Genomic DNA, 24419 nt, shown 5'->3' on the forward strand with positions numbered 1-24419 from the left:
GGCTCTCGTCCGCGACCGCGCTCTTACGGGCGGACCCGCGGACGAGAGCCCCGGCCCTGCCGTCCCCGCCGCCGAGGAACATCCGACCCGCTTGTCTCACTGGACGAACCGCTGTGTACGACGCCGCCCCGCTGGCCCGCTTCGGCTCCCTCGTCGCCGCCGATCTGCGTGATGTGACCAGCGATCCCGCAGCCCTGGACTCCGCCGGCTTCTGGGCGGTGGTCGCCGACTTCGACGGCGCTCTGGTGTGCGCCCGCTTCGGGGAGGTACGCCGGGCACCCGTGCCCGCGCCCCGGGCCTGGCAGGGCCCGCCGCCCGCCGCCTGGACCTCCTCCCTGGACCGCACCGCCTACACGGCGGGGGTGCGGCGCATCCGCGAGCACATCGCCGCGGGCGAGGTCTACCAGGCCAATCTGTGCCGGGTGCTGTCCGCGCCGCTGCCCGACCCCGAGACGGCCGATGTCGACGAGCTGACCGCCCTGCTGGCCCGTGGCAATCCCGCTCCGTACGCCGGTACGGTCCGGCTGCCGGCCCACGGCGTCGAGGTCGCCACGGCCTCGCCCGAGCTGTTTCTGCGGCGCGACGGCCGGAGCGTCGAGTCCGGACCGATCAAGGGCACCGGCCGCACGGCGGACGACCTGCTGGAGAAGGATCACGCCGAGAACGTGATGATCGTGGACCTGGTCCGCAACGACCTCGGCCGGGTCTGCGCCACCGGATCCGTGACCGTCCCGGCACTGTGCACGCGCGAGCAGCATCCGGGCCTGGTCCACCTGGTCTCCACTGTGCGGGGCGAGTTGGACCAGGGGGCGGGCTGGCCGGAGCTGCTGGCCGGCACGTTCCCTCCCGGTTCCGTCACGGGCGCGCCCAAGTCCAGCGCGCTGCGCATCATCGAGGCGCTGGAGACGGCGCCCCGCGGGCCGTACTGCGGCGGCATCGGCTGGGTCGACGCCGACCGCGGGGCCGGCGAACTGGCCGTGGGCATCCGCACCTTCTGGATCGACCGCTGCGCCCCCGAAGGCCCGGCGCTGCGCTTCGGCACCGGCGCCGGCATCACCTGGGGATCCGACCCGGAGCGGGAGTGGAGGGAGACCGAGCTGAAGGCCTCCCGGCTGCTGGCTCTGGCGTCGGGGCCGCATCGGGAGCCCGTGCCGCCGGACACCAGCAAGTTGCTTGATGTGCATGAGATTGCATAAAGAGCAACGTTGAAAAGAGTCGTGACTGTCCTGCGGGCGCCTTGACAAGGGTTCACGGCCGCACGCAAACTGGCGTTGCGCTCATCGCAATCCGTTTCGTTATACGCACCGAGGTGTCATGATGATTCCCGTGTGCCGTCTCGTGGATCTGCCGCGAGGCGAGGCCTATCGGCTCGACATCGATCCGCCGGTTTCGGTGTTCCACAGCGACGACGGCGAGGTCTTCGCCATCGATGACACCTGCACCCACCAGGACGCCTCGCTCGCCGACGGCTGGCTGGAGGGCTGCGAGGTGGAATGCCCGCTGCACGCCTCCAAGTTCGACCTCCGGACCGGAGCCGTCGACGCTCCGCCGGCGAAGCGCCCGGTCCGCACGCACGAGGTCGTCATCGAGGACGGCATGATCCATGTGCGCCTGTCCACCGATGCCCCCAACCTGCCGCCCTGCATCGCGTCTCGGCTCGCGGGGGGTCCCGCGTGAGGACAGTGGCGGTGGTGGGCGCCTCGCTGGCCGGTTTGTCGGCGGCGCGCTCGTTGCGGAAGCAGGGGTACGACGGGCGGCTGGTCATTATCGGCGACGAACCGCACCGCCCGTACGACAGGCCGCCCCTGTCCAAGGAGTTCCTGGCCGGCGGCATCGGTGAAGCCGATCTCGCGCTGGAGCCGGACGGCGAGGACCTGCGGGCGGAGTGGCTGCTCGGCGCCCGCGCCACCGGACTCGACAGCGCGGACCGAGCCGTCCGGCTCGCCGACGGCAAAGAGGTCCGGGCCGACGGGATCGTCATCGCGACCGGAGCGGCCGCGCGGATGCTGCCAGCCACGGAGGGTCTGGCCGGCGTGCACACCCTGCGCACACTGGACGACGCCCGCGCCCTGCGGGACGAACTGGCCCTGGGCGGACGGCTGGTCGTGATCGGCGGCGGATTCATCGGTGCCGAGGTCGCCTCCACCGCATACGCTCTGGGACTCGACGTGACCGTTGTCGAGGCGGCGCCGACGCCGCTGGCCGGGCCGCTCGGTGAGACCATGGGCGGCATCGTCTCCGCCCTCCACGCGGACCACGGCGTACGGCTGTTGTGCGGCGTGGGTGTCAAGGGGCTGAGCGGAAAGACCCGGGTCGACGCCGTCCTGCTCGAGGACGGCCGCAGCATTCCCGCCGACACCGTGGTCGTCGGTGTGGGCGCCCGCCCGTGCGTCGAGTGGCTGGAAGGATCCGGCGTCGTGCTCGACAACGGCGTCGCGTGCGGTGCGGACGGCCGCACCAGCCTGGCCTCTGTGGTCGCGGTCGGTGACTGCGCCTCCTGGTACGACCCCTGTGCGGGAGTCCATCGACGCGTCGAACACTGGACCGGTGCGCGGGAGCGGCCCGACGCGGCCGTGGCCACGCTGCTGTCGTCGGGCGCGGCGGAACCGGGCGTGCCTCGGCCGCCGTACTTCTGGTCGGACCAGTACGGCGTGAGGATCCAGTTCGCCGGCCATGCGGCCGGTGCCGACAGTGTGACCGTCGAGGAAGGCGCTCCGGACGACCGCAGTTTCCTGGCCGTCTACCGGCGTGCCGGGCATCCGGTCGCCGTGCTCGCGATGAACCGGACAAGGCCGTTCATGCGCTGGCGCAAGCAGCTCACCGGCGCATCGTGAGGGCGTCCTTCGTTCAGGAGTGCCCGGGGACAGGGCAGTCGCGGCAGCGGCGGGTCTGCGGGCGTCGGACGCCGTGGTCGTCGACCGCGGCGCGCGGTCTCACCCCAGGTACCCCATGCGATGGCTGATCTCGTCCGCGCCCAGGACCAGCGCCGGTGCGAGTTCGTGCATGCGCTCCTCGGTGAGCCGGTACACGGGTCCGGAGGCGCTGAGTGCCGCGATGACCTCTCCGTCGCGGTTGCGGACCGGCGCGGCCATGGCGTGGAGCCCCACCTCCAGCTCCTCCAAGGTCCAGGAGTAGCCGCGCTTGTGCACCTCGGCGAGATTCTTCTCGAGCCTCGTCCTCGCGGTGAGAGTGTGCGGGGTCATCTTTTTCAGCCCGGCCTCGGACAGCAGCGCGGCGCGCTCCTCGGCGGGCATGTGGGCCAGCAGGATTTTGCCGCTGGAGGTGGCGTGCAGCGGGGTCAGCTGGCCGACCCAGTTGTGAGCGGTGACGGCACCTCGGCCGCGCACCTGATAGAGGTTGATCGCGTAGTGCTCCTGCATCACGGCGAGGTTGACGGTCTCACCGATCTCCTCGGCCAGACGCTCGCAGACCGGGCGGCTCTGCTGGATGACGTCGATCCGCCCCGTGGCCGCGCCGGCGAGGCGCACGATGCCGAAACCGAGGCGGTACTTGCCGCGCTCGCCCGCCTGCTCCACCAGGCCCCGGGCTTCCAGCGCGCCCAGCAGGCGGAACGCCGTGGACTTGTGCACCTCTATCTCGGCGGCCACCTCGCTGACCCCGGCCTCGCCACGCTGGGCCAGGATTTCCAGCACGCTGATGGCGCGGTCGACGGACTGCACCCCACCGGGCTGCGAACCCGCCGTTTCATTATCCGGACTGTAGTTGCTCATGGCGAAACCATACCGGTCGGTAGACAACAACAGCAGCGGCAAACGTCACAGGGTGACGCCCACCCTCCTTGGTTGCGTGGATTGCAACATAATGCGTATAACGATACTCCTGCGAGCATGCCGCGCGTATCACGGCGCGAGCGAGACGAGGCATCATGACTCCTCTGCAGCACGACTTCGCCGTCGGCGGCCGGTCGCCCGGCAGCCCACCCGGCCGACCGGCTCTGCGTCGAGACCGCCCTGCATCCGTCCTGCACCGGCGCGACGGCGCTGTCCGGATGCCCGTCGCCGCCCCGGCCGACAGGCGCATGCATGGAGCGCAGAGGCCGCGTGCGGTGCCCGGAAGCGGGCCGGGCACGTGGTGAGCGGTGACCAGTTCCGTGCGCTGCTGCGCACCGTCCGTTACGAGGTGCTGCCCGCGAAGGGGACCGAGGACAAGGTCATCGCCCATGTCCCGCGCGACGTCGACGTCACCGTGACGGCGTCGCCGGTCAAGGGCCTGGAGCCGACGCTCGACCTCGCCACCCGGCTCGCGGCCCACGGCTACCGTGTCGTCCCGCACGTGCCCGCGCGGCTACTGCGGGACGACGCGCACCTGAAGGACGTCGTCGACCGGCTCCGCGGGGCCGGCGTCGACGACGTCTTCGTCCCCGCGGGCGACGCGGATCCGCCGGCCGGGGCCTACGACGGGGCGCTGCCGGTGCTGCGAAGGCTGAGCGAGTGGGGCAGTCCCTTCCGGCATGTCGGCATCACCGGATATCCCGAGAGCCACCCGCTCATCCACGACGACCTCACCATTCAGGCGATGTGGGACAAGCGGGCGCACGCCACCTACATCGTCAGCAACATGTGCTTCGACCCGCGCCTGCTGGGTGACTGGGTCGGCCGGATACGCCGCCGCGACGTCACCCTGCCCGTCCACATCGGCGTCGCGGGGCCCGTGCAGCGGGCGAAGCTGCTGTCCATGGCAGCGAAGATCGGCGTGGGGGAGTCGACCCGCTTTCTGGCCAAGCACACCTCGTGGTTCCTGCGCTTCGCGGCACCCGGCGGCTACTCGCCCGAGCGACTGCTCGCCCGCAGTGCCGAGGCGCTCACCGCACCCTCGGCGGACGTGGCCGGCCTGCACCTGTTCACCTTCAACCAGATCGCCGAGACCGAGCGGTGGCGCTGTGCCCTGCTCGACCGGCTGAGCGGCTGAGCGTCGCCTCGGCGGCAACCGGGGGCGGGTGGCGGTCGCGCCGGGGGCTCGCTCCTGCCTCTCGAACAGCCTGCGCCCTCATGAGCCGGCACTCTCTGTCCACGACAGGACCGACGCCTGGACCGAGCAGGGCGCAGGACGGTCCCTCTCCGGCTTCCGCGCCGCCGGTGAGCGCCTGGCACACAAGCGACCCGGGAGACCCCGCCGGACGGGGCCCGGCAGGCTGCTTCGGCAGCCCGCCGGGCCCCGCCTGCGTTCCGGCCTGTTCCCCGACGTCGCGACCCCTTGACACCCCTCCTCGCGACAGGCACATTGAGTTGCGCAACCTGAATCATGTTGCGTAGACAGCAACTGACTTTGAGTCGGAGGTGCGGCGATGGCGGGACCACGGGTGGTCATCATCGGAGCGGGCGTCGTGGGAGCGGCACTCGCCGATGAGATCTCCGCGCGAGGCTGGACCGAAGTGACCGTGGTCGACCAGGGTCCGCTCCCTGCCACCGGGGGATCGACGTCACACGCCCCGGGCCTGGTCTTCCAGACGAACTCCTCCAAGACCATGACCGAGTTGGCCCGCTACACCGTCGAGAAGTTCTGTTCGCTCGACGTCGACGGCCGGCCCTGCTTCCTGCAGGTCGGCGGCCTCGAAGTGGCCACCACCCCCGAGCGCGTCGCGGAACTCCAGCGCCGCCACGGCTGGCTCACCGCCTGGGGCATCCAGAGCCGGCTGCTGAGCCCTGAGGAGTGCGTCGAACAGCACCCGCTCGTGAACCCCGACAAGGTCCTCGGAGGTCTCCTGATCCCGACCGACGGCCTCGCCAAGGCCGTCCTCGCCGTCGAGGCGCAGATACGGCGGGCCACCGAGCGCGGCGTGCGCTTCCTCGCCCGCCACGAGGTCCTCGACATCCGCACCGAGGACGACCGCGTGACCGCAGTCGTCACCGACCAGGGCGAGATCCCCGCCGACATCGTGGTGTGCTGCGCCGGCATCTGGGGCCCGAAGGTCGCCCGCATGGTCGGCATGGACCTCCCGCTGACCCCGCTGGCCCACCAACTGGCCTGGACCGGCCCGGTACCGGCCCTTGCGGGCCAGACGCAGGAGGCGGTGCGACCGATCCTGCGCCACCAGGACGCGGACCTGTACTACCGCGACCGCTTCGACGGGCTCGGCATCGGCTACTACGGCCACCGTCCGATGCCCGTCGACGTGGACGACATCCTGTCCGTGGACGAGGCCGACGAGATGCCGTCGGTGCTGAAGTTCACCGAGGACGACTTCGCCGAGGCGTGGACCGAGACACAGTCCCTGCTGCCCGCGACGAAGGAGGCCGAGGTCGAGGAGGGCATCAACGGCCTCTTCTCCTTCACCACCGACGGACTGCCCCTGCTGGGCGAGTCACCGGACGTCAAGGGCTTCTGGGTCGCGGAGGCCGTGTGGGTCACCCACTCCGCCGGCGTGGGACGGGCCATGGCCGAATGGCTCGTCGACGGTCACTGCTCCTCCTTCGACCTGCACGAGTGCGACGTCAACCGCTTCGAACCGCACCAGCTGGCTCCCGAGTACGTCCTGGCCCGCGACTGCCAGAACTTCGTCGAGGTCTACGACATCCTCCACCCCCTCCAGCCGACCGCGGACCCGCGGCCGATCCGCACCAGCCCCTTCTACTCCCGCCAGCAGGAGCACGGCGCCTTCTTCCTGGAGGCGAACGGCTGGGAGCGCCCGCACTGGTACGAGGCCAACGCCGGGCTGGTGGAAGGCCGCACCATCCCCACCCCGAACGACTGGGCCGCGCAGTACTGGTCGCCCATCGTCGGCGCCGAGGCCCAGGCCACCCGCGAAACGGTGGCCATGTACGACATGACGGCCCTCAAGCGCCTCGAGGTCACCGGTCGCGGCGCCGCCGCCTTCCTGGAGCGCCTGTGCACGGGCAAGGTCGACAAGTCCGTCGGCTCGGTGACGTACACCCTCCTCCTCAACAAGGACGGCGGCATCCGCAGCGACATCACCGTCGCCCGGCTCGCCCGCGACCGCTTCCAGATCGGAGCCAACGGCAACCTCGACCTCGACTGGTTCACCCGTCACCTGCCCGCCGACGGCTCGGTCCAGGTCCGAGACATCACGGCCGGCACCTGCTGCATCGGCCTGTGGGGTCCGCTCGCCCGCACGGTCCTCCAGCCCCTCACGGACGAGGACTTCTCAGGCGACGGCCTGAAGTACTTCCGCGCCAAGCGCGCCCACATCGGCAGCGTCCCGGTCACCGCGTGGCGCCTGTCGTACGTCGGTGAACTCGGCTGGGAGATCTACACCACCGCCGACATGGGCCAGAAGCTGTGGGACACCCTGTGGGCGGCGGCCGAGCCGCTCGGCGGCATCATCGCCGGCCGCGGCGCCTTCAACAGCCTGCGCCTGGAGAAGGGCTACCGCTCCTTCGGCACCGACATGACCTACGAGCACGACCCGTACGAGGCCGGCGTCGGTTTCGCGGTCAAGCTCGACAAGGACGACTTCATCGGCAAGGCGGCGCTGGAACGGCGCGAGGCCGACGTCCGGCGCAAGCTGACCTGCCTCACCATCGACGACCCGCACGCCCTCGTCATGGGCAAGGAGCCGGTGTACGACGGCGACCGCCCCGTCGGCTATGTCACCAGCGCCGCCCACGGCTACACGATCGGCAAGGGCATCGCCTACGCGTGGCTCCCCGCGGAACTCGCCGCACCGGGCCGGACCCTGCACATCGGCTACTTCGACCAGCGGGTCGAGGCGGCCGTCGCCGAGGAGCCCCTGTTCGACCCGACCATGTCCCGCCTCCGTGGCTGACCGCAGGGAAGGAACACCGCCGGTGAACGCACAACTGCTCGACGGGAAAGCGACATCTGCCACGATCCGTCGCGAACTCGCCGAACGGGTAGCCAAGTTGACCGCCACCGAGGGACGCCCGCCAGGGCTCGGCACCGTCCTGGTCGGCGACGACCCCGGCAGCCGCGCCTACGTCGCCGGCAAACACCGCGACTGCGCCCAGGTGGGGATCGCCTCGATCCGCCGCGAACTGCCCGCCGACGCCACGCAGCAGCAGGTCGAGGACGTGATCGACGAGCTCAACGCCGACCCGGCCTGCACCGGCTACATCGTCCAGCTCCCGCTCCCGCGCCACCTGGACGCGGGCGCCGTCCTGGAGCGCATGGACCCGGCCAAGGACGCCGACGGCCTGCACCCCGTCAGCCTCGGCCGGCTCGCCCTCGGTGTCGAGGCCCCGCTGCCCTGCACCCCGCGCGGCATCGTCGAACTGCTCCGCCGCAACGATGTGCCCCTCGCGGGAGCGCGGGTGTGCGTGATCGGACGGGGCATCACGGTCGGACGTCCCCTCGGACTGCTGCTCACCCGCCGGTCCGAGAACGCCACCGTGACCTTGTGCCACACCGGCACCAAGGGCCTGGCCTGGCACGTACGCGAGGCGGACATCGTCGTCGCGGCCGCCGGCTCGCCCGGGCTGATCACCAAGGACATGCTGCGCCCCGGCGCGGCGGTCCTGGACGTGGGCATCACCCGCACCGATGACGGCCTGGTCGGCGATGTGCACCCGGACGCGGCCACGGTCGCCGGGTGGCTCGCGCCGATGCCCGGGGGAGTGGGACCCATGACCCGAGCCATGCTGCTCGCCAACGTCGTCGAGGCCGCCGAGAGGAACGCAAGCACCGTATGAACACGCTGAACACCCCCCTCGCGGAGCTGGACCCCGAGGTCCACGAAGCCCTCCGCGCCGAACTGCACCGCCAGCAGTCCACGCTCGAGATGATCGCCTCCGAGAACTTCGCGCCCACCGCCGTGATGGAGGCGCAGGGCTCGGTCGCGACCAACAAGTACGCCGAGGGCTACCCCGGCCGCCGCTACTACGGCGGCTGCGAACACGTCGACGTCACCGAGCGGCTGGCCATCGAGCGGATCAAGTCCCTCTTCGGCGCCGGGTTCGCCAACGTCCAGCCGCACTCGGGCGCCCAGGCGAACACCGCCGTCTTCTTCGCGCTGCTCCAGCCGGGCGACACGATCCTCGGGCTCGACCTCGCCCACGGCGGGCACCTCACCCACGGCATGCGCATCAACTACAGCGGCAAGATGCTCAACGTCGTGCCGTACCACGTGGCCGAGGCGGACAACCTCGTCGACATGGACGAGGTCGAGCGCCTCGCCAAGGAACACCGCCCCAAGATGATCATCGCGGGCTGGTCGGCGTACCCGCGGCAGCTGGACTTCGCAGCCTTCCGCCGGATCGCCGACGAGGTGGGCGCCCTGCTGATGGTCGACATGGCCCACTTCGCCGGCCTGGTCGCCGCCGGACTGCACCCCAACCCGGTGCCGCACGCCCACGTCACCACCACCACGACGCACAAGACGCTCGGCGGCCCCCGCGGCGGGGTCGTCCTCACCAACGACGCCGACCTCGCCAAGAAGATCAACTCGGCAGTGTTCCCCGGCATGCAGGGCGGACCGCTGGAGCACGTCATCGCCGCGAAGGCGGTGTCGTTCAAGGTCGCCGCGTCGCCCGAGTTCGCCGAACGTCAGGCCCGCACCCTCGCCGGCTCCCGCATCCTCGCCGAACGGCTCACCCGCCCCGACGCGGCGGCTGCCGGAGTGAAGGTCCTCACCGGCGGCACGGACGTCCACCTCGTCCTGGTCGACCTGCGCGCCTGCGAACTCGACGGCAAGCAGGCCGAAGACCTGCTCCACGAGATCGGCATCACCGTCAACCGCAACGCCGTCCCCTTCGACCCGCGCCCGCCCATGGTGACCTCGGGACTGCGCATCGGCACCCCGGCACTGGCCACCCGCGGCTTCACCGAAGAGGACTTCGCCGAAGTCGCCGACATCATCGCCCTGGCCCTCCAGCCCCGGCCCGACACCGCCGCCCTCCGCGCCCGCACCGAGGCGCTGGCCCTCAAGCACCCGCTCTACCCGCACCTGTCAGGAGACCCGCGATGAGCCCCCGCACCCCGGGCGCCGACCTGCCCGACCACCCCGACTGGCTGTGGCGCACGCCCGAGCCGAAGCGGTCGTACGACGTGGTGATCGTCGGTGGAGGAGGCCACGGCCTCGCCACCGCCCACTACCTGGCGAAGAACCACGGCATCACCAATGTCGCCGTGCTGGAGAAGGGCTGGCTGGCGGGCGGCAACATGGCCCGCAACACCACCATCATCCGCTCCAACTACCTGTGGGACGAGAGCGCCGGCATCTACGAGCACGCCCTCAAGCTGTGGGAGGGACTGGCGGACGAGCTCGACTACCCCATCCTGTTCTCCCAGCGCGGTGTGCTCAACCTCGCCCACAGCCTTCAGGACGTGCGCGACAGCGTGCGCCGGGTGGAGGCCAACCGGCTCAACGGCGTCGACGCCCAATGGCTCTCCCCGCAGGAGGTCAAGGACGTCTGCCCGATCGTCAACATCTCGCCCGACGTGCGCTATCCGGTGATGGGCGCCACCTACCAGCCCCGGGCCGGTATCGCCAAGCACGACTACGTCGCCTGGGGCCTGGCCCGCTCGGCGGATGCGGCCGGCATCGACATCATCCAGAACTGCGAGGTCACCGGCATCGACATCGAGGGCGGCCGGGTGGTCGGAGTCCAGACCACAAAGGGCCCGATCGCGGCGGGCAAGGTGGCGCTGTGCTCCGCCGGCCACTCCTCCGTCCTCGCCGCCATGGCAGGGTTCGAGCTGCCGATCCAGAGCCACCCGCTGCAGGCCCTGGTCTCCGAACTGCTGGAGCCCGTGCACCCGACGGTCGTGATGTCCAACGCGGTGCACGTCTACGTCAGCCAGGCGCACAAGGGCGAGCTGGTCATGGGCGCGGGCATCGACGCGTACAACTCCTACACCCAGCGCGGCGCCTTCCACATCATCGAAGAGCAGATGTCCGCCGCGCTGGAGCTCTTCCCCGTCTTCGCCCGCGCCCACGTCCTGCGCACCTGGGGCGGCATCGTCGACGTCAGCCCCGACGCCTCGCCGATCATCGGCCTCACCCCCGTCGACAACCTCTACCTCAACTGCGGCTGGGGCACCGGCGGCTTCAAGGCCACCCCCGGCGTCGGCTCGGTCTACGCCCACACCATCGCCCACGACACGCCTCACCCCCTCAACGCCCCCTTCTCGCTCGACCGTTTCACCACCGGCGCGCTCGTCGACGAGCACGGCGCGGCCGCGGTCGCTCACTAGGAGCCTGCCGATGATGCTCATTTCATGCCCCTGGTGCGGACCTCGTGACGAGGCCGAATTCCACTACGGCGGTCAGGCGCACGTGCCCTACCCCGAGGACCCCGCGGCCCTGACCGACGAGGACTGGGCGCGTTACCTGTTCTTCCGCGACAACCCCAAGGGCCCGTTCGCCGAACGGTGGAGCCATGCCGACGGCTGCCGCCGCTGGTTCAACGCCGTCAGGGACACGGCGACCAACGAGATCCTCGCCGTGTACCGGGCCGGCGAGCCGAGGCCGACCACCACCGAGCCGCGTCCGGTGCCCTCGGCCCGACCGGCGGCCGACGACAGGCCCGCCGCCGGCGGTCCGGGAACGCAGCCCTCGGCATGGGCCGGCAGCCGGCCCGCGGCTTTCGCACCGGCCGGGGAGGCGGACCAGGCCACACCCGCGACCTCTCAGCCCTTCCGCCTGCCCACCGGCGGCCGGGTGTCGCGGGACCAGCCGCTGACCTTCCGCTTCGACGGGGTGGAGTACGAGGGCTACCGGGGCGACACCCTCGCCTCCGCCCTCCTCGCCAACGGCGTCATCCATGCAGGCACGAGCATCAAGCTCGGCCGCCCGCGCGGCATCTTCTCCGCCGGCGTCGAGGAGCCCAACGCCGTCGTCCAGATCGAGGCCCCCTTCCCCGAGCCGATGCTCCCCGCGACGGCGGTCGAGTTGTACGACGGCCTGGTCGCCGGCAGCCTGCCCGGCCAGGGACGGCTCGCCACCGAACCGGACCCCGCCCGCTACGACGCCGTCCACGCGCACTGCGACCTGCTCGTCGTCGGCGCCGGACCGGCCGGACTCGCCGCCGCGTCCGCCGCCGCCCGCAGCGGAGCCCGCGTCATCCTCGCCGACGACCAGCCGGAACTCGGCGGCAGCCTGCTCAGCACGGGAGAGCTCCTCGACTGGGCGGACGAGGTCGGCCGCGAACTCGACGCCGCTGTCGACGTACGCGTGCTGCGCCGCACCACCGTGTTCGGCTACTACGACGACAACCACCTCCTCGCCGTCGAGCGCCGCACCAACCACCTCGGCGCCGACGCCCCCGAGCACGTCTCCCGCGAGCGCGTCTGGCGAATCCGCGCCCAGCGCGTCGTCCTCGCCACCGGAGCCCACGAGCGCTCACTCGCCTTCGCGGACAACGACCGCCCCGGCGTGATGCTGGCCGCCTCGGCCCGCGCGTACGCGGGCCGCCACGGCGTCCTTCCCGGCCGCCGCGCCGTCGTCTTCACCACCAACGACAGCGCCTACGCCGCCGCCCTCGACCTCTCCGAGGCGGGCCTGCACATCGCCGCGATCGTCGACACCCGGTCCCAGCCGGGGGAGTGGGCGCGCCATGCCCGGGAAGCCGGGATCGAGGTGCTGACCGGACATGCCGTCACCGGCACGCAAGGCGGCACGCGTCTCACCGCGGTGAACGTCGCCCCCTACGGGGAGTCCACCGCGCGCCGGGAGTTCGCCGTCGACCTGCTGCTGGTCTCCGGCGGCTGGAACCCCGTGGCCCACCTCTTCAGCCAGGCCGGCGGAAAGCTGCGCTACGACGAGGCGCTCGGCTCCTTCGTCCCCGACACCTGCCGCCAGGCCGTCGAGGTCGCGGGCAGCGCGAACGGCGTCCTCGACCTGGCCGGGTCCCTCGCACAGGGCGCCGCCGCCGGTGCCCGCGCCATCGAGGCCGGGGGCTACACCGCCCAGGCGCCCCGCCTTCCCGACGTGGCCGCCGAACCGCAGTCCCCGTCCATGCAGGTCTTCACCGTCCCCGGCGCCCCCGGGGCACCCCGCTTCGTCGACCTGCAGCGCGATGTCACGGTCGACGACCTGACACGCGCGACCGGCGCCGGTCTGCGCTCGGTCGAGCACACCAAGCGCTACACCACGGCCGGCACCGCGGGCGACCAGGGCAAGACCTCCGGAGTCCTGGCGAGCGGCGTCGTCGCCGAACTCCTCGGCGTCGACATCTCCGCCCTCGGCACCACCACCTTCCGGCCGCCCTACACGCCGGTCTCGTTCGCCGCGCTCGCCGGCCGTGGCCGGGGCACGCTGCTCGACCCGATCCGTACGACGCCCCTGCACGACTGGCATGTCGCGCACGGCGCGCTGTTCGAGAACGTCGGACAGTGGAAGCGGCCGTGGTACTACCCGCACGACGGCGAGGACATGCACGCGGCGGTGCTGCGCGAGTGCCGCGCGGCCCGCGAAGGCGTCGCCTTCATGGACGCCTCCACCCTCGGCAAGATCGACGTACAGGGCCCGGACGCCGGCGCCTTCCTCGACCTGCTCTACACCAACATGATGAGCACCCTGAAGGTCGGCATGATCCGCTACGGCGTGATGTGCCGCCCCGACGGAATGGTCTTCGACGACGGCACCGTCATCCGCCTGACACCGGACCGTTTCCTGGTCACCACGACCACGGGCAACGCCGCCGCCGTGCTGGACTGGATGGAGGAGTGGCTCCAGACCGAGTGGCCGCAGCTGCGCGTGCACTGCACCTCGGTCACCGAACAGTGGGCAACCGTGGCACTGGTCGGCCCGAGCTCCCGGGCGGTGCTGGGTGAGCTCGCGCCGACGCTCGCTGTCGACAACGACAGCTTCCCGTTCATGGCATGGCGGGACACCACGGTCGCGGGCATCGGGGCCCGGGTGTGCCGGATCAGCTTCTCCGGCGAACTCGCCTACGAGATCAACGTCTCGCCGTGGCACGCGACCGCGCTGTGGGAGGCGCTGTACGAGGCGGGCCGGCCGTTCGGCATCACCCCGTACGGCACGGAGACGATGCACGTCCTGCGCGCCGAGAAGGGCTACCCCATCGTCGGCCAGGACACCGACGGCACAGTGACCCCGCAGGACCTCGGCATGAGCTGGGTGGTGTCCAAGAAGAAGCCCGACTTCATCGGCAAGCGCTCCCACGCCCGTGCCGACACCCACCGCCCCGACCGCAAGCACCTGGTCGGTCTGCTCCCCGAGGACCCCGGCACCTTCCTCCCCGAGGGCACGCACCTGGTCGCCGACAGCGTGCTGCCCGCCCCACCCGTCCCGATGCTCGGCCACGTCACCTCCAGCTACCACAGCGCCGCCCTCGGCCGGACCTTCGCCCTCGCCCTCGTCAAGGGCGGCCGGGACCGCATCGGAGAGCGGCTCCACGCCTCCGTGGGCGACCGACTGGTCCCGGTGACCGTCGCCAGTCCTGTTCTCTACGACCCCGAGGGAGCCCGCCGCGATGGCTGACACCGCACTTCCCGCCCCGCTCCGCAGCCCCCTGACGGATGCCGCCGACCGCCTGGCCGCCGCGACCCGCGCTTCCCAGGGCGCGGTCCGGCTCGCCGAACTCCCCTTCCTGGCCCAGATCGACGTCCGTCTCGACGCCAAGGGAGCGGCAGCGGACGCCGTCGGGCTCGCGCTGGGTCTCCAACTGCCCCTCGAACCCAACACCGTCGTACGCGCCGGGGAGCTGACGGCTCTGTGGCTCGGCCCCGACGAGTGGCTGGTGGTCGGCCCGCCGGGCAGTCAGCAGGACCTTCAGAGCCGGATCCGCGGAGCCGCCGGTGAGGAGCCCGTATCCGTCACCGACGTCTCCGCCCAACGGACCACCCTCCTCGTCGCAGGCCCAGCCGCCCGCGACCTGCTGGCACACGGCTGCCCGCTCGATCTCCACCCGCGCACCTTCGAGCCCGGACGCTGCGCCCAGACCACTCTGGCCCGCGCCCAGATCGTGCTGGTCGCCCGGGACGAACCCAGGGCCGGTTTCTGGGTGCTCGTCCGTTCGTCCTTCGCCGGCTACCTGACGGACTGGCTGCTGGACGCGGCCGCGGAATGGACGGCCTGAGGCCGGCGGGCTCGCACGGCGGACGCCGCCGGCCGGCGCCGGGTCCAGCGACCTGATGCTGATCCCTACCGGCGGCGTGCCGCCACGGGCGGCGACGCGAGGCGCTCGGCGGGGGTGTCCCGCCGAGCGTTCTGCGTGGGTGGCTGCTGAATTCGGGGGCCCACAGCCTCCGGTCGCGTGCCTGACGGTGCCCCGCAGTCCAGAGCAGACTGCGGGGCACCGTCAGGCGCGTACCAGATGAGGCCGCACCCTACCGGCCACGCTGGAGGGGTGCGGCGAGCCGCGGCAAGAGGCCAACCACAACCACCCACACGCGAGGCCGGACATACCTCCCTAGAGCACCGACGCGAACGCCGCCAGACGGCACTGCATGCCTGGAAGGAGGATCACAACACCCACCGCAAGGTCCGCGCACGCGTCGAGCACGTCTTCGCCCGCATGAAAGAGCTGGAAGATCCTCCGCGACTGCCGTCTCGAAGGCGACGGCGTCCACCACGCCATGCTCGGCATCGCCCGCGCAAGTCATCCAGTAAGTCAAAGATCATTTACGACAACGCTCAGGCGCGGGTGCCTTCAGAGAAGGCGGTCGTGCTGCGTGCCTGGCAGTCACTCGGATTCCGCGCCGTCCGCGACCGATATAAGGCGGCGCGCCGTGGAGCAGCGCGTTGCGGGCCGTTCTCGCGGACGTCGGCAATCCTTGTGCAGCCATGTGGATGCTGCTCTTGGCCGTCGTGGTGCTCGCGGCCGCGAACGCGCTCAACGTTCTGCTCGCGCCTGGTTGGTACGTGCCGGTCTGTGTAGTCGCGGCCGTGCTGCTTGTGTTGATCGCCCGCCGGTCCGGCCTCACTTGGGACGATCTGGGGCTCGGCAGGGCCGCGGCCCGCCGCGGTCTGCGCTGGGGCCTGATCCTGGTCGGAGCCGTTCTCGTGGTCTATCCGGTGGGCCTGGCACTGCCGTTCACCCGGGAGGCATTCCAGGACGAGCGGGCCGCGGGCCTGTCTCCCGAGGAACTGGTGTACCGCGTACTGGTCCGCGTACCGCTCGGCACGGTGATGCTTGAGGAGATCGCATTCCGAGGCGTGCTGTGGGCCATGGTTCGGCGACGGTGGGGGCCTGTATGGGCCACCGTCGTTTCCTCGGTGCTCTTCGGGCTCTGGCACGTACAGCCGTCACGCGGGCTCACACGCGCGAACGCGGCGGCCCAAGCGGTCTTCGGGGCCGGCCAGGTCGGCGTCGCCCTGTCCGTGACGGCGGCGGTCGTCGGCACCGCCCTCGCCGGTGTGCTTCTCTGCGAGCTCCGCCGCCGCTCCGGCAGCCTCATCCCACCCGTGGCGCTGCACTGCGCCCTCAACAGTGCGGGTTACGCACTCGCCTGGGCGGCGAGTCGCTGGTGGGGCTGATGGGCGCACGTCGGCGTCGTCAACGGCGCATCGACGCCCGTAGGAATGCGAGGCTGCGCGATGGCCGCTCCCGTCCGACAGAAAGCCACGGGGTGGCGGGCGGTCGATTATCCGGACGCCGCGCCGCTTCCTGTGCCGCCCGCACAACGGGCAGAAGCCTCATGGGGGCGCGGCGGCGGAACGCCGGGCGCAGTGTCCGCCCAGGCGCGGCATCGTGGGGCGCAGCGCGCTGTTCCATTCCCCGGGGAGTGCCCCCATGTCTTTGGTCAAGGGAAACGGGGGTGCGTTGGGTCGGGGAGCCGGGCAGCATGGCGGGGTGGCTGATCTGCTGTGGGATGACGTGGGCTGTTTCTTCGACCCGGATTTGATGCGGTCGCTGCCGGACGTGCGTGTCCCGAATGCGTCGGTTCAGGGGCACTCTCGCTCATGGAGTCCTCGACCGTCATGAACTGCTCCCCGCCCGCCTCGACGTCACGGTCGCTGCGGCTGAGGGCGGGCAGGACGAGAGCGGTCCGTCCGCACACGCGTGGGAACGGTTTGGCGGCGGCGACGACGGTGGCGACGGGGTGGCATGAGAGCGGGAAGCCATGATCTCCCTGGGGCGGGAGTCGCGCGGTTCAACGACACCGCGGTGTCGGCCTCCGCTTGCGGGCCTGTTTCACTTCCTGGTCAATGGCCCAGGCGTCGGCGACCGGGCCCAGGTGGCCGAGCTTGTCGGGGTTGATGACCGAGCGGATGGTCTGGATCTGCCCGTCGAGCACGTCGAGGGCGAGGATGTGGAGGACCTTGCCGTCGCGGTCGAGGAAGACCGCGCCCGGCTGACCGTTGACCTCGTGCGGTTCGAACGTGATGTCGACCCGGGCCATCAGAGGGTAGACGGTGGCGAGCAGCCGGGCCACGTTCTCCGCGCCGGCGACGGCCTTGGCCAGCTGCGGGGCCTTGCCTCCGCCGTCCCCGATGAGCTGGACGTCGGCGGACAGCAGACTCTGCAATCCGTCCACATCGCCCTGCGCCAGTGCCTCGAAGAACCGACTCGCGAGCTCCTGCCGCTCCTGGCGGTCCGCTTCGAACCGGGGCCGCCCCTCGTTCATGTGGCGGCGTGCCCGTACGAGCAGCTGCCGGCACGCCGCTTCCGAGCGCCCCACCGCGGCGGCGATCTCGTCGAAGCCGAAGGCGAAGACCTCCCGCAGCACGAACACCGACCGCTCCAGCGGGCTGAGTCGCTCCAGGAGCAGCAGCGCCGCCATCGACACCGAGTCGGCCAGCTCCGCCGCGCGGGCCGGGTCCTCGTACGGATCGTCCAGCAGCGGCTCGGGCAGCCACGGTCCGACGTACTCCTCACGCCGCATACGGGCGGAGCGCGGCACGTCGATCGCGATCCGCATCACCGTGGCAGACAGGAACGCCTTGGCCGACACGGGCCGGGTGGTCGAGGCGTCGTAGCGGAGCCAGGCCTCCTGCACCGCGTCCTCCGCCTCGCCGACGCTGCTCAGGATCCGGTACGCGATCGAGAACAGCAGCGGCCGCAGCTCCTCGACTCCTCGACCTTGCCCACGCCGACTCCCCCCTTGGGTCCGTGTACCTGGCCGGACCCGCGCCGGCGAGGCATCCTTCGAAGATCATCCGATGTGTGAGCGGAGCAGACAGCGCTCGGCGCCGCGACCGCCCTGCCCGCCTTGACCCCGGCGCCCTGGCCCCGGTGGGCCTGAGCCGGGCCAGGGCGCCGTGGCGGTTCAGTGGAACTGGCCGACCTGGTAGTTGCCGGCCGGCTGCCGGGTGATGATGTTCAGCCGGTTCACCGTGTTCATGAACGAGACCAGCAGCACGAGAGCGGCGAGCTGCTCCTCGTCGTAGTGCTGGGCGGCACGCGCCCACACCTCGTCGCTGACCCCGGTGGCTGCGTCCGCGACCCGGGTCCCCTGTTCCGCCAGTTCCAGCGCGGCGCGCTCGGCCTCTGTGAAGACCGTTGCTTCCCGCCAGGCCGCGATCAGGTTCAGCCGCACTGGGGTCTCGCCGGCTGCGGCGGCTTCCTTGGTGTGCATGTCGATGCAGACCGCGCATCCGTTGATCTGACTCACGCGCAGCGCCACCAGCTCCTGCGTCGTGGCCGGCAGCGGTGCATCCCCGTCACCTGCCTGCTGTCCGACCGCATCGTCACCCGAGCGGCGGACGAGCCGTCGCCGGTGGCTGCCGGATGAAGAGCCTGGTGCAATGGTCGTTCAGGGGGCGGGGCGAATCGAGTGGAATGAGGAGCGCCTGTGCCGGATGTCACCGTCGTCGTCATCGTCTACAACGATGCCGATCGCCTGAGCCGCGCAGTGCTGTCGGTACTCCATCAGTCGCTGCGGAATCTCGAAGTGATCATTGCTGACGACTGCTCGACCGACAGTACGCCGGCCGTGGCCCGGTCTCTCCAGGATGCGGACCCGCGGGTCCGCTACGTCCGGTTGGACAGCAACAGCGGTGGATGCAGTGCGCCACGCAACGCGGGCATGGCGGCTGGGCGGGCGCCTTACGTCATGTTCCTCGACAGCGACGATGAACTGCCCAAGCACGCCTGCAAATCGATGCTGCTCGTCGCGGAGCGGACCGGGGTGGATTTCGTCACCGGCGAAGTCACCCGAGTCTTCGAGGAGACCCGTGCCACCGGGCTGTGGTATCCGGCCCTCTTCGACGAGGTCCGGATCGTCGAAGGGGTCCGCCAGGCGCCAGAATACTTCCACGACCATCTCGCGACGAACAAGCTCTACCGAGCCGACTTCATCGCCGCTCACGGCCTGCGCTTTCCGGAGGGCATTCACTACGAGGACCAGCTGTTCACCGCCATGGCCTACACCATGGCCCGCAGCTTCGCCGTCGTTCCGTGGCCCGTCTATACATGGCGGCTCTCGGCCGACCCGGCCAACCTGTCCATCTCCTCCAGTCGCCACAAGCTGAGGAACGTGGCCGACCGGATCGCCGTGGCCCGGCGCATCGACCAGTTCCTCGTCCAGAGTGGCAACGCCGACCTGCGCCCGTTCAAGGATGAGAAGTTTCTCCGCCACGACCTGCGCCTCTACCTCGGTGATCTCCCCTTCCGGCACAGGGAGTGGACCGAACGGTTCGCCGAGCTGGTGACGCCCTACCTCGACGAGCTCACCACCGAGGCGATGGGCTCGGTGTGCCGGGAACAGCGCATCTGTCACTACCTGCTCCGCTCCGGCCGCCTCGACGAGGCGAAGGAGGCTGCCCGAAGTCTGGGCAGACCGCGGATCGCCCCACGACGCGTGAGCAGAGCATCCGGGCGGACGTACTGGGGACGCCCCACCCCGGAACACGACTCCGACGGCAGCCGCGAACTGGACATCAGCGAGTGGCATCTGGACGAGCAGCCCTTCTCGTCCGCCCCCCTGCGGCACGAGGTGCACGCTCTCACTCCGGCGGGTCGCGTGCTGCGCCTCCATCTGCGCACATACGACCCGGCGCGGCTGATCTCCGACCCCGAGCAGGTGACCGCGCAGTTGTGGCTCGGCGCGGGGGGCGCGCCGTTGAAAGTCCCGTTCCAGTATCTGGTGGGCGGAGGAGGCCCGGATGTGTACAGCGCCTGCATCGAGCTCGATCTCCGGCGCGTCCCGCTGAGTGCCAAAGGCTTCAAGGGCCGCCGTCACCCTGTGGTGGTCCTCGAACGGCTGGGGATGAAGCGCACCGATGTCGTGCTTGCGCCGCCTGACCTGCTTCCGCTATGCGCTCACCTGACGCTGCACGGCACGCTCGCCGGCCAGGACGTTCGCGTGGCGTGTGAAGGCAAGGGAGCCGGGCGGCTGGAATTCACCTGGTCACGATCCGGCGCACTCGCCCACGCGGAAACGCTGGTGCCGCAGGTACGGCCCCTGCGCCGGAAGGTCCGGCAGGTGCGGCGCAAGTTCACCGGGGCGCACGCCAAGGCGCTCGCCTATCGCGAGCTGCAGAAACTGCCGGTGGACAACGCACTGGTGGTGTTCGAGGCCCTGGAGGGCCGTGGCTACACCGACAGCCCGCGCTACATCTACGAGGAACTGGTCCGACGTGGGCTGCCGCTACGCGCCGTCTGGTCCTATTCGGGTGATCCTGCCGCTTTCCCGAAGGGCGTGAACCTGGTCAGGCGCGGCAGCTGGGAGTACGTCCTGGCCCTCGCCCGCGCCCGCTACTGGGTGGACTCGCACGGCTTCCCCTCGGTCTACCCGAAACGCCCGGGAACCCGCTATCTCCAGACCTGGCACGGACAGGCCGTCAAGCACATGGGATTCGACCTCGCCGCGCTGCGCTTCGGCAGTCCTGAGCGGCAGCAGAAGCATCGCGACATGATCTCGCGCTGGGACGTCCTCATCTCGCCCAGCGAAGAGTTCGAACGCACCTTCGTCCGGGCGAACGAGTTCACAGGTCGGCTGCTGACGTGCGGGCTCCCCCGAAACGACGTGCTGGTCCGCTGCGACGAGCCCGAACAGCTCGAACGGGCCCGGGCCGCCCGAGCCGCACTGCAGATCCCGTACGGACGCAAAGTGCTGCTCTACGCGCCGACCTTCCGGGACGGGAACAACTCAGGCGGTTCGATCCGGGTGGACCTGGCCGAACTGGTGGAGAAGACCGCCCACGAATGGATCACCGTGGTGCGCCCCCATTACTACGACCGCTTCACCGTGCCACGCGAACTGGGACACGCCGTGCGCGACGGCCGCGCGTTCCCCGACATCAACGACCTGCTGCTCGCCTCGGACGCGCTGCTCACGGACTACTCATCGGTGATGTTCGACTACGCGAACCTCCGGCGTCCCATCCTGCTCTTCACCGACGACTACGACGAGTACAGCACCCGTGCTCGTGGCACCTACTACAACCTCCCGGATATCGCCCCCGGCCCCATGCTGACCACCACCGGGGAACTCGTGGAGGCGATGCGGGACCTGGACCAGGTACGGATGAAGTGGGCCGACGCATACGCCGCCTTCAACGCCAGGTTCAACGCCCGCGAGACCGGACGGGCCAGTGAATCCGCCGTCGACATGTTCTTCGGAGGTGGCGGCAGATGAGCACTGGAGCGCAGACCACCGGGCACCGCCGGAACCTCTTCCTGGTGGGCATCGACGTCGACTCGATGGGCGGATCACAGCGGGTACTGCACACCCTCGCCCAGGGTTTTGGGCAACGCGGACACCACGTCGACCTGATCGGTATCAGACCGAGCGCAGAACCGTACGAGTATTTTCGCGAACCGGCCTACCGGCACACCACTCTCTACAGCAGGCCGTCGGCCCCGCTCCGGCAGGCCCAGCGCCTCAGCGAGCGGCTCAGCCCCGTCCGAATGCGCGCGGCACGCGCTGCCCGGGCCGAGCGGGCGCGGGCCAAGAAGAAACTGGCGCAGCGGTTCGCCTCCGTGGACGACGGCTACGTCATCATCGGCTCCCCCTGGGCGGTCGACTGGCTCGCATCCGTGGAGTGGTCGCATCTCAAGGGCATCGGGCAGTACCACGAGTCGTTCGACCAGGCCCAGGGCACACACCACCTCCGCCTGATCCGGCGTCACTACCCGCTGCTGGAGAAGTCGGTCTTCCTCAGCGAGGGGGACGTCGCCGCATTCCAGCGTGACCGGCTGCCGAACACGACCGCCATGCCCAACCCGCTGCCTTTCGCGTCCACGGCCCCGGCACCGCTGGACACCCGGCGCATCGGTGCGGTCGGCCGGCTGGACGCTGTCAAACGGCTGGACCGCCTCATCGACGCCTTCGCGCTCACCTGCGCCGATCTCCCGGACTGGGAGCTGCACCTCTTCGGCGACGGCCCTCAGGAACCGTATCTGCGAGAGCAGGCGGCACGCCTCGGGATCGGTGACCGGGTGCGATTCCGTGGCAGCGTGTCCGACGTGGCGGCGGCGTACCAGGAACTGGCCGTGGTTGCCCTCACGAGCGAATGCGAGGGACGTCCGATGGTGCTGGCGGAAGCGGCCGGCTGCGGCGTACCGTGCGTGAGCTTCGACCTGTCGGCAGGGGTGAGAGAACTCATCGACGACGGACGTACGGGCACTCTCGTGCGGCCGGGAGACATCGCTGCTCTGGCCGGCGCCCTGCGGCAGCTCGCCGATGACACGGAGCTGCGCCGCCGCTACGGCCTCGCTGCCCGGTCCCACGTCGCCCCGCTCGAGCTGTCCGTCGTACTGGACAGATGGGAGCGTCTGTTCGACGAGATAGACCGCTGACACGAGGCAATCGGAACGGGGCCGTCCCTGGTCGTGCCGTCCCACCGCCGAGGCGGGTCCAGAGAAGAGAGCAGCGGCAAGAAGAGAGCAGCGTCGCTCACCGAAACGGATCTTGCGCATATGGCAGCAGAAACAGACCCTCATCGGCCCACGGGCAAGGTCAGCGTCATCGTGATCGGTTACAACGATGCGCGGCACATCAAGCATGCTGTGCTGTCCGCGGTGCGCCAGGGCCCGGCCGTTGCCGAGGTCCTTGTGGTCGACGACGCCTCGACCGACGACACTGCCGCGGTGGTCGCGGATCTCGCGCGTCGGTATGCCCCTGTCCGAGTCGTGCGCCGCACGGTCAACAGTGGCGGTTGCGGTACCCCCCGCAACAACGGTCTACGCGAGGCCACGGCCCCCTATGTGATGTTCCTGGACAGCGACGACGAGCTTGCGCCCGGCGCGGTCGACGCCCTGCTCGCGGCCGCGGTACGTCATGGCGCACCCGTCGTCGCGGGTGCGTGCCTGCGCCGTGAGCTGCCCGAGATGCGCGACACCCCCTGGCAGAACGCGCTCTTCCAGCGGGCAGGCGTCCACAACTCTCCCGCTGAGTTGCCCGCTCTGGTGCGCGATACGTTGTGCGTCAACAAGCTCTACTCGCGCGCCTTCCTGTCCGAGCACGGTGTCACGTTTCCTGAAGGAGCCTTCCGCTACGAGGACTTCGTCTTCACCGCGCGGCTGCTGGCCGCGTCACCCCGTATCGCTCTGATCCCCGACATCGTCTACCTCTGGCATGTTCGCCGCTCGGCCGTACAGCCGTCGATCTCACTGGCCCGCAGCGGCGTCGACAACTGGCTCAGCAGACTGCAGGCACACCGCAGTGCGGTCGAGGTCTTCGAGCGGGCCGGCCAGAAGCAGTTGGCCCATGCCGCCCGGGTGAAGTTCCTCGACCACGACCTGCGGATGTACGTCCACGAGCTTGGCACTCACGACAGCCGTCACCACGCCGAGTGGTGGCGGCTCACCCGCGAACACCTCGCCTCCTTCGACGAGTCGGACCTGCGCGCCGCCGATGCCCCCGCCCGTTGGCTCGCCAGGGTCGTCACCGGGGCCGACCGTCCACGCGACCTGGCGAGGCTCATCGGACTGGGCAGCAGCCCGGCCCGGCTGCTCCCGCCATACGCGTGCGTGAACGGGCGTGCCGTCTGGGCGGCGAACCTGCCCGAGGTCGTGCTGGACAGTATCGAGAGCGAGCCGCTCAGCCGACTGCCGGTCAGCATCGACGCCGAACTGCACGTATGGGGGTGGCCCAGGGCCCTGCAGATCACGGTGCACGAGCTCTACGGACGGCTTGCCGCAGCGGTTCCGAAGACCTTGGACATCGAGCTGCGGCGCCGAACCGACGGACGCGTGGGCCTGAGCCGCAGCAGCGTCCTGAAATGGCACCAGGGACCGGACGGCCTGACGTGGAATGGCACGGTCCTCCTGAACGGTCTCGACAGTATGGCGGGCCAACACGCCCACGGGCTCGATGCATGGGATGTATGGGCCCGGCTGCACTGCGCCGACGGCTCCTCGGTCTACACCTGCGTCCGCGCCACCGGGTCCGGACTGCGGCGTACGGTCATCCCGGGCCGACGCCGCGGGGTGACGCTGGTCCAGCCCTACGCGACGGCCGGCGGCTCGCTCGCCCTCCGCATCGCACCCGGCCCCGGGGCTGCGGCGGTCGTGGTGAAGCGCAGGCTTCGGCGGCTGATGAGCAGGGACGTGGAGTAGGAGGCTCGCGTCCGGCCGCCGGGCCGCCTCCCCCGCGCCCCAGGCCGGCCCGTTCGGTAGTTTCTCGACCGT

16 protein-coding genes and 2 pseudogenes are annotated in these 24419 nt (G+C 70.6%); 15 read left to right on the plus strand and 3 right to left on the minus strand.

Going from position 1 to position 24419, the window contains the following annotated elements:
* The first annotated feature begins 113 nt into the window (after window positions 1-113).
* The 3 genes from QFZ82_RS37505 to QFZ82_RS37515 all read left to right on the plus strand — a co-directional run bounded on the left by QFZ82_RS37505 (window position 114) and on the right by QFZ82_RS37515 (window position 2834).
* A complete protein-coding gene (locus tag QFZ82_RS37505; RefSeq protein WP_307717363.1) occupies window positions 114-1196 on the plus strand; it encodes a chorismate-binding protein in 1083 nt (360 codons plus the stop codon).
* 118 nt (window positions 1197-1314) lie between these two features.
* Window positions 1315-1677 (plus strand): bifunctional 3-phenylpropionate/cinnamic acid dioxygenase ferredoxin subunit, encoded by a 363-nt coding sequence (locus QFZ82_RS37510; RefSeq protein ID WP_307717364.1) that lies wholly within the window; start codon window positions 1315-1317, stop codon window positions 1675-1677.
* Window positions 1674-2834, plus strand: coding sequence for an NAD(P)/FAD-dependent oxidoreductase (locus QFZ82_RS37515; RefSeq protein ID WP_307717365.1), 1161 nt, complete (start codon window positions 1674-1676; stop codon window positions 2832-2834). Before QFZ82_RS37510 ends, QFZ82_RS37515 begins: the two co-directional genes overlap by 4 nt.
* Before the next feature lie 99 nt (window positions 2835-2933).
* On the opposite strand, the gene QFZ82_RS37520 is transcribed toward QFZ82_RS37515, so the two are convergent.
* Window positions 2934-3731 carry an IclR family transcriptional regulator gene (locus tag QFZ82_RS37520; RefSeq protein ID WP_307717366.1) on the minus strand — a complete coding sequence of 266 codons (798 nt, stop codon included), beginning with the start codon at window positions 3729-3731 and terminating at the stop codon, window positions 2934-2936.
* A 361-nt stretch (window positions 3732-4092) separates the two neighbouring features.
* Between QFZ82_RS37520 and QFZ82_RS37525 the strand changes: the two genes are divergently transcribed.
* From QFZ82_RS37525 to QFZ82_RS37565, 9 genes and pseudogenes are all read left to right on the plus strand, one after another.
* Window positions 4093-4929 (plus strand): 5,10-methylenetetrahydrofolate reductase, encoded by an 837-nt coding sequence (locus QFZ82_RS37525; RefSeq protein ID WP_307717367.1) that lies wholly within the window; start codon window positions 4093-4095, stop codon window positions 4927-4929.
* A 376-nt stretch (window positions 4930-5305) separates the two neighbouring features.
* Window positions 5306-7744: an FAD-dependent oxidoreductase gene (locus QFZ82_RS37530; protein WP_307717368.1), complete on the plus strand. Its 2439-nt coding sequence runs from the start codon at window positions 5306-5308 to the stop codon at window positions 7742-7744.
* A 22-nt stretch (window positions 7745-7766) separates the two neighbouring features.
* Window positions 7767-8627 (plus strand): bifunctional methylenetetrahydrofolate dehydrogenase/methenyltetrahydrofolate cyclohydrolase, encoded by an 861-nt coding sequence (locus QFZ82_RS37535; RefSeq protein WP_307717369.1) that lies wholly within the window; start codon window positions 7767-7769, stop codon window positions 8625-8627.
* On the plus strand, window positions 8624-9901 hold the full coding sequence (gene glyA / locus QFZ82_RS37540; RefSeq protein ID WP_307717370.1) for a serine hydroxymethyltransferase: 1278 nt from the start codon (window positions 8624-8626) through the stop codon (window positions 9899-9901). Before QFZ82_RS37535 ends, glyA begins: the two co-directional genes overlap by 4 nt.
* Window positions 9898-11130 carry a sarcosine oxidase subunit beta family protein gene (locus QFZ82_RS37545; RefSeq protein WP_307717371.1) on the plus strand — a complete coding sequence of 411 codons (1233 nt, stop codon included), beginning with the start codon at window positions 9898-9900 and terminating at the stop codon, window positions 11128-11130. Before glyA ends, QFZ82_RS37545 begins: the two co-directional genes overlap by 4 nt.
* A gap of 10 nt (window positions 11131-11140) precedes the next feature.
* The gene (locus tag QFZ82_RS37550; RefSeq protein WP_307717372.1) at window positions 11141-14380 is read left to right on the plus strand and encodes a sarcosine oxidase subunit alpha family protein; all 3240 of its coding nucleotides are present in this window, start codon (window positions 11141-11143) and stop codon (window positions 14378-14380) included.
* Complete coding sequence (locus QFZ82_RS37555; RefSeq protein WP_307717373.1) at window positions 14373-14978, plus strand: sarcosine oxidase subunit gamma; 606 nt, start codon at window positions 14373-14375, stop codon at window positions 14976-14978. The genes QFZ82_RS37550 and QFZ82_RS37555 overlap by 8 nt, the downstream gene beginning before the upstream one ends.
* A 333-nt stretch (window positions 14979-15311) precedes the next feature.
* A pseudogene (locus QFZ82_RS37560) lies at window positions 15312-15495 on the plus strand (transposase); the annotation flags it as partial.
* A gap of 148 nt (window positions 15496-15643) precedes the next feature.
* Window positions 15644-16378: a CPBP family intramembrane glutamic endopeptidase gene (locus QFZ82_RS37565; RefSeq protein ID WP_307717374.1), complete on the plus strand. Its 735-nt coding sequence runs from the start codon at window positions 15644-15646 to the stop codon at window positions 16376-16378.
* A gap of 617 nt (window positions 16379-16995) precedes the next feature.
* Here QFZ82_RS37565 and QFZ82_RS37570 read toward each other — a convergent pair.
* Window positions 16996-17907, minus strand: a complete 912-nt coding sequence (locus QFZ82_RS37570) for an RNA polymerase sigma-70 factor (RefSeq protein WP_307717966.1) — start codon at window positions 17905-17907, stop codon at window positions 16996-16998.
* Window positions 17908-18111: 204 nt separating this feature from the next.
* A pseudogene (locus QFZ82_RS37575) lies at window positions 18112-18501 on the minus strand (carboxymuconolactone decarboxylase family protein); the annotation flags it as partial.
* A 135-nt stretch (window positions 18502-18636) separates the two neighbouring features.
* On the opposite strand from QFZ82_RS37575, the gene QFZ82_RS37580 reads away from it, so the two are divergent.
* The 3 genes from QFZ82_RS37580 (at window position 18637) to QFZ82_RS37590 (ending at window position 24347) form a co-directional block, all read left to right on the plus strand.
* Entirely contained in the window at window positions 18637-21423 is a 2787-nt protein-coding gene (locus QFZ82_RS37580) for a CDP-glycerol glycerophosphotransferase family protein (protein WP_307717375.1), read from the plus strand.
* Window positions 21420-22586, plus strand: a complete 1167-nt coding sequence (locus QFZ82_RS37585) for a glycosyltransferase (RefSeq protein ID WP_307717376.1) — start codon at window positions 21420-21422, stop codon at window positions 22584-22586. Before QFZ82_RS37580 ends, QFZ82_RS37585 begins: the two co-directional genes overlap by 4 nt.
* A gap of 120 nt (window positions 22587-22706) precedes the next feature.
* Window positions 22707-24347 carry a glycosyltransferase family 2 protein gene (locus tag QFZ82_RS37590; RefSeq protein WP_307717377.1) on the plus strand — a complete coding sequence of 547 codons (1641 nt, stop codon included), beginning with the start codon at window positions 22707-22709 and terminating at the stop codon, window positions 24345-24347.
* The last annotated feature ends 72 nt before the right edge of the window (window positions 24348-24419 follow it).

Source organism: Streptomyces sp. V4I23 (genome assembly GCF_030817975.1).
Lineage (GTDB): Bacteria > Actinomycetota > Actinomycetes > Streptomycetales > Streptomycetaceae > Streptomyces.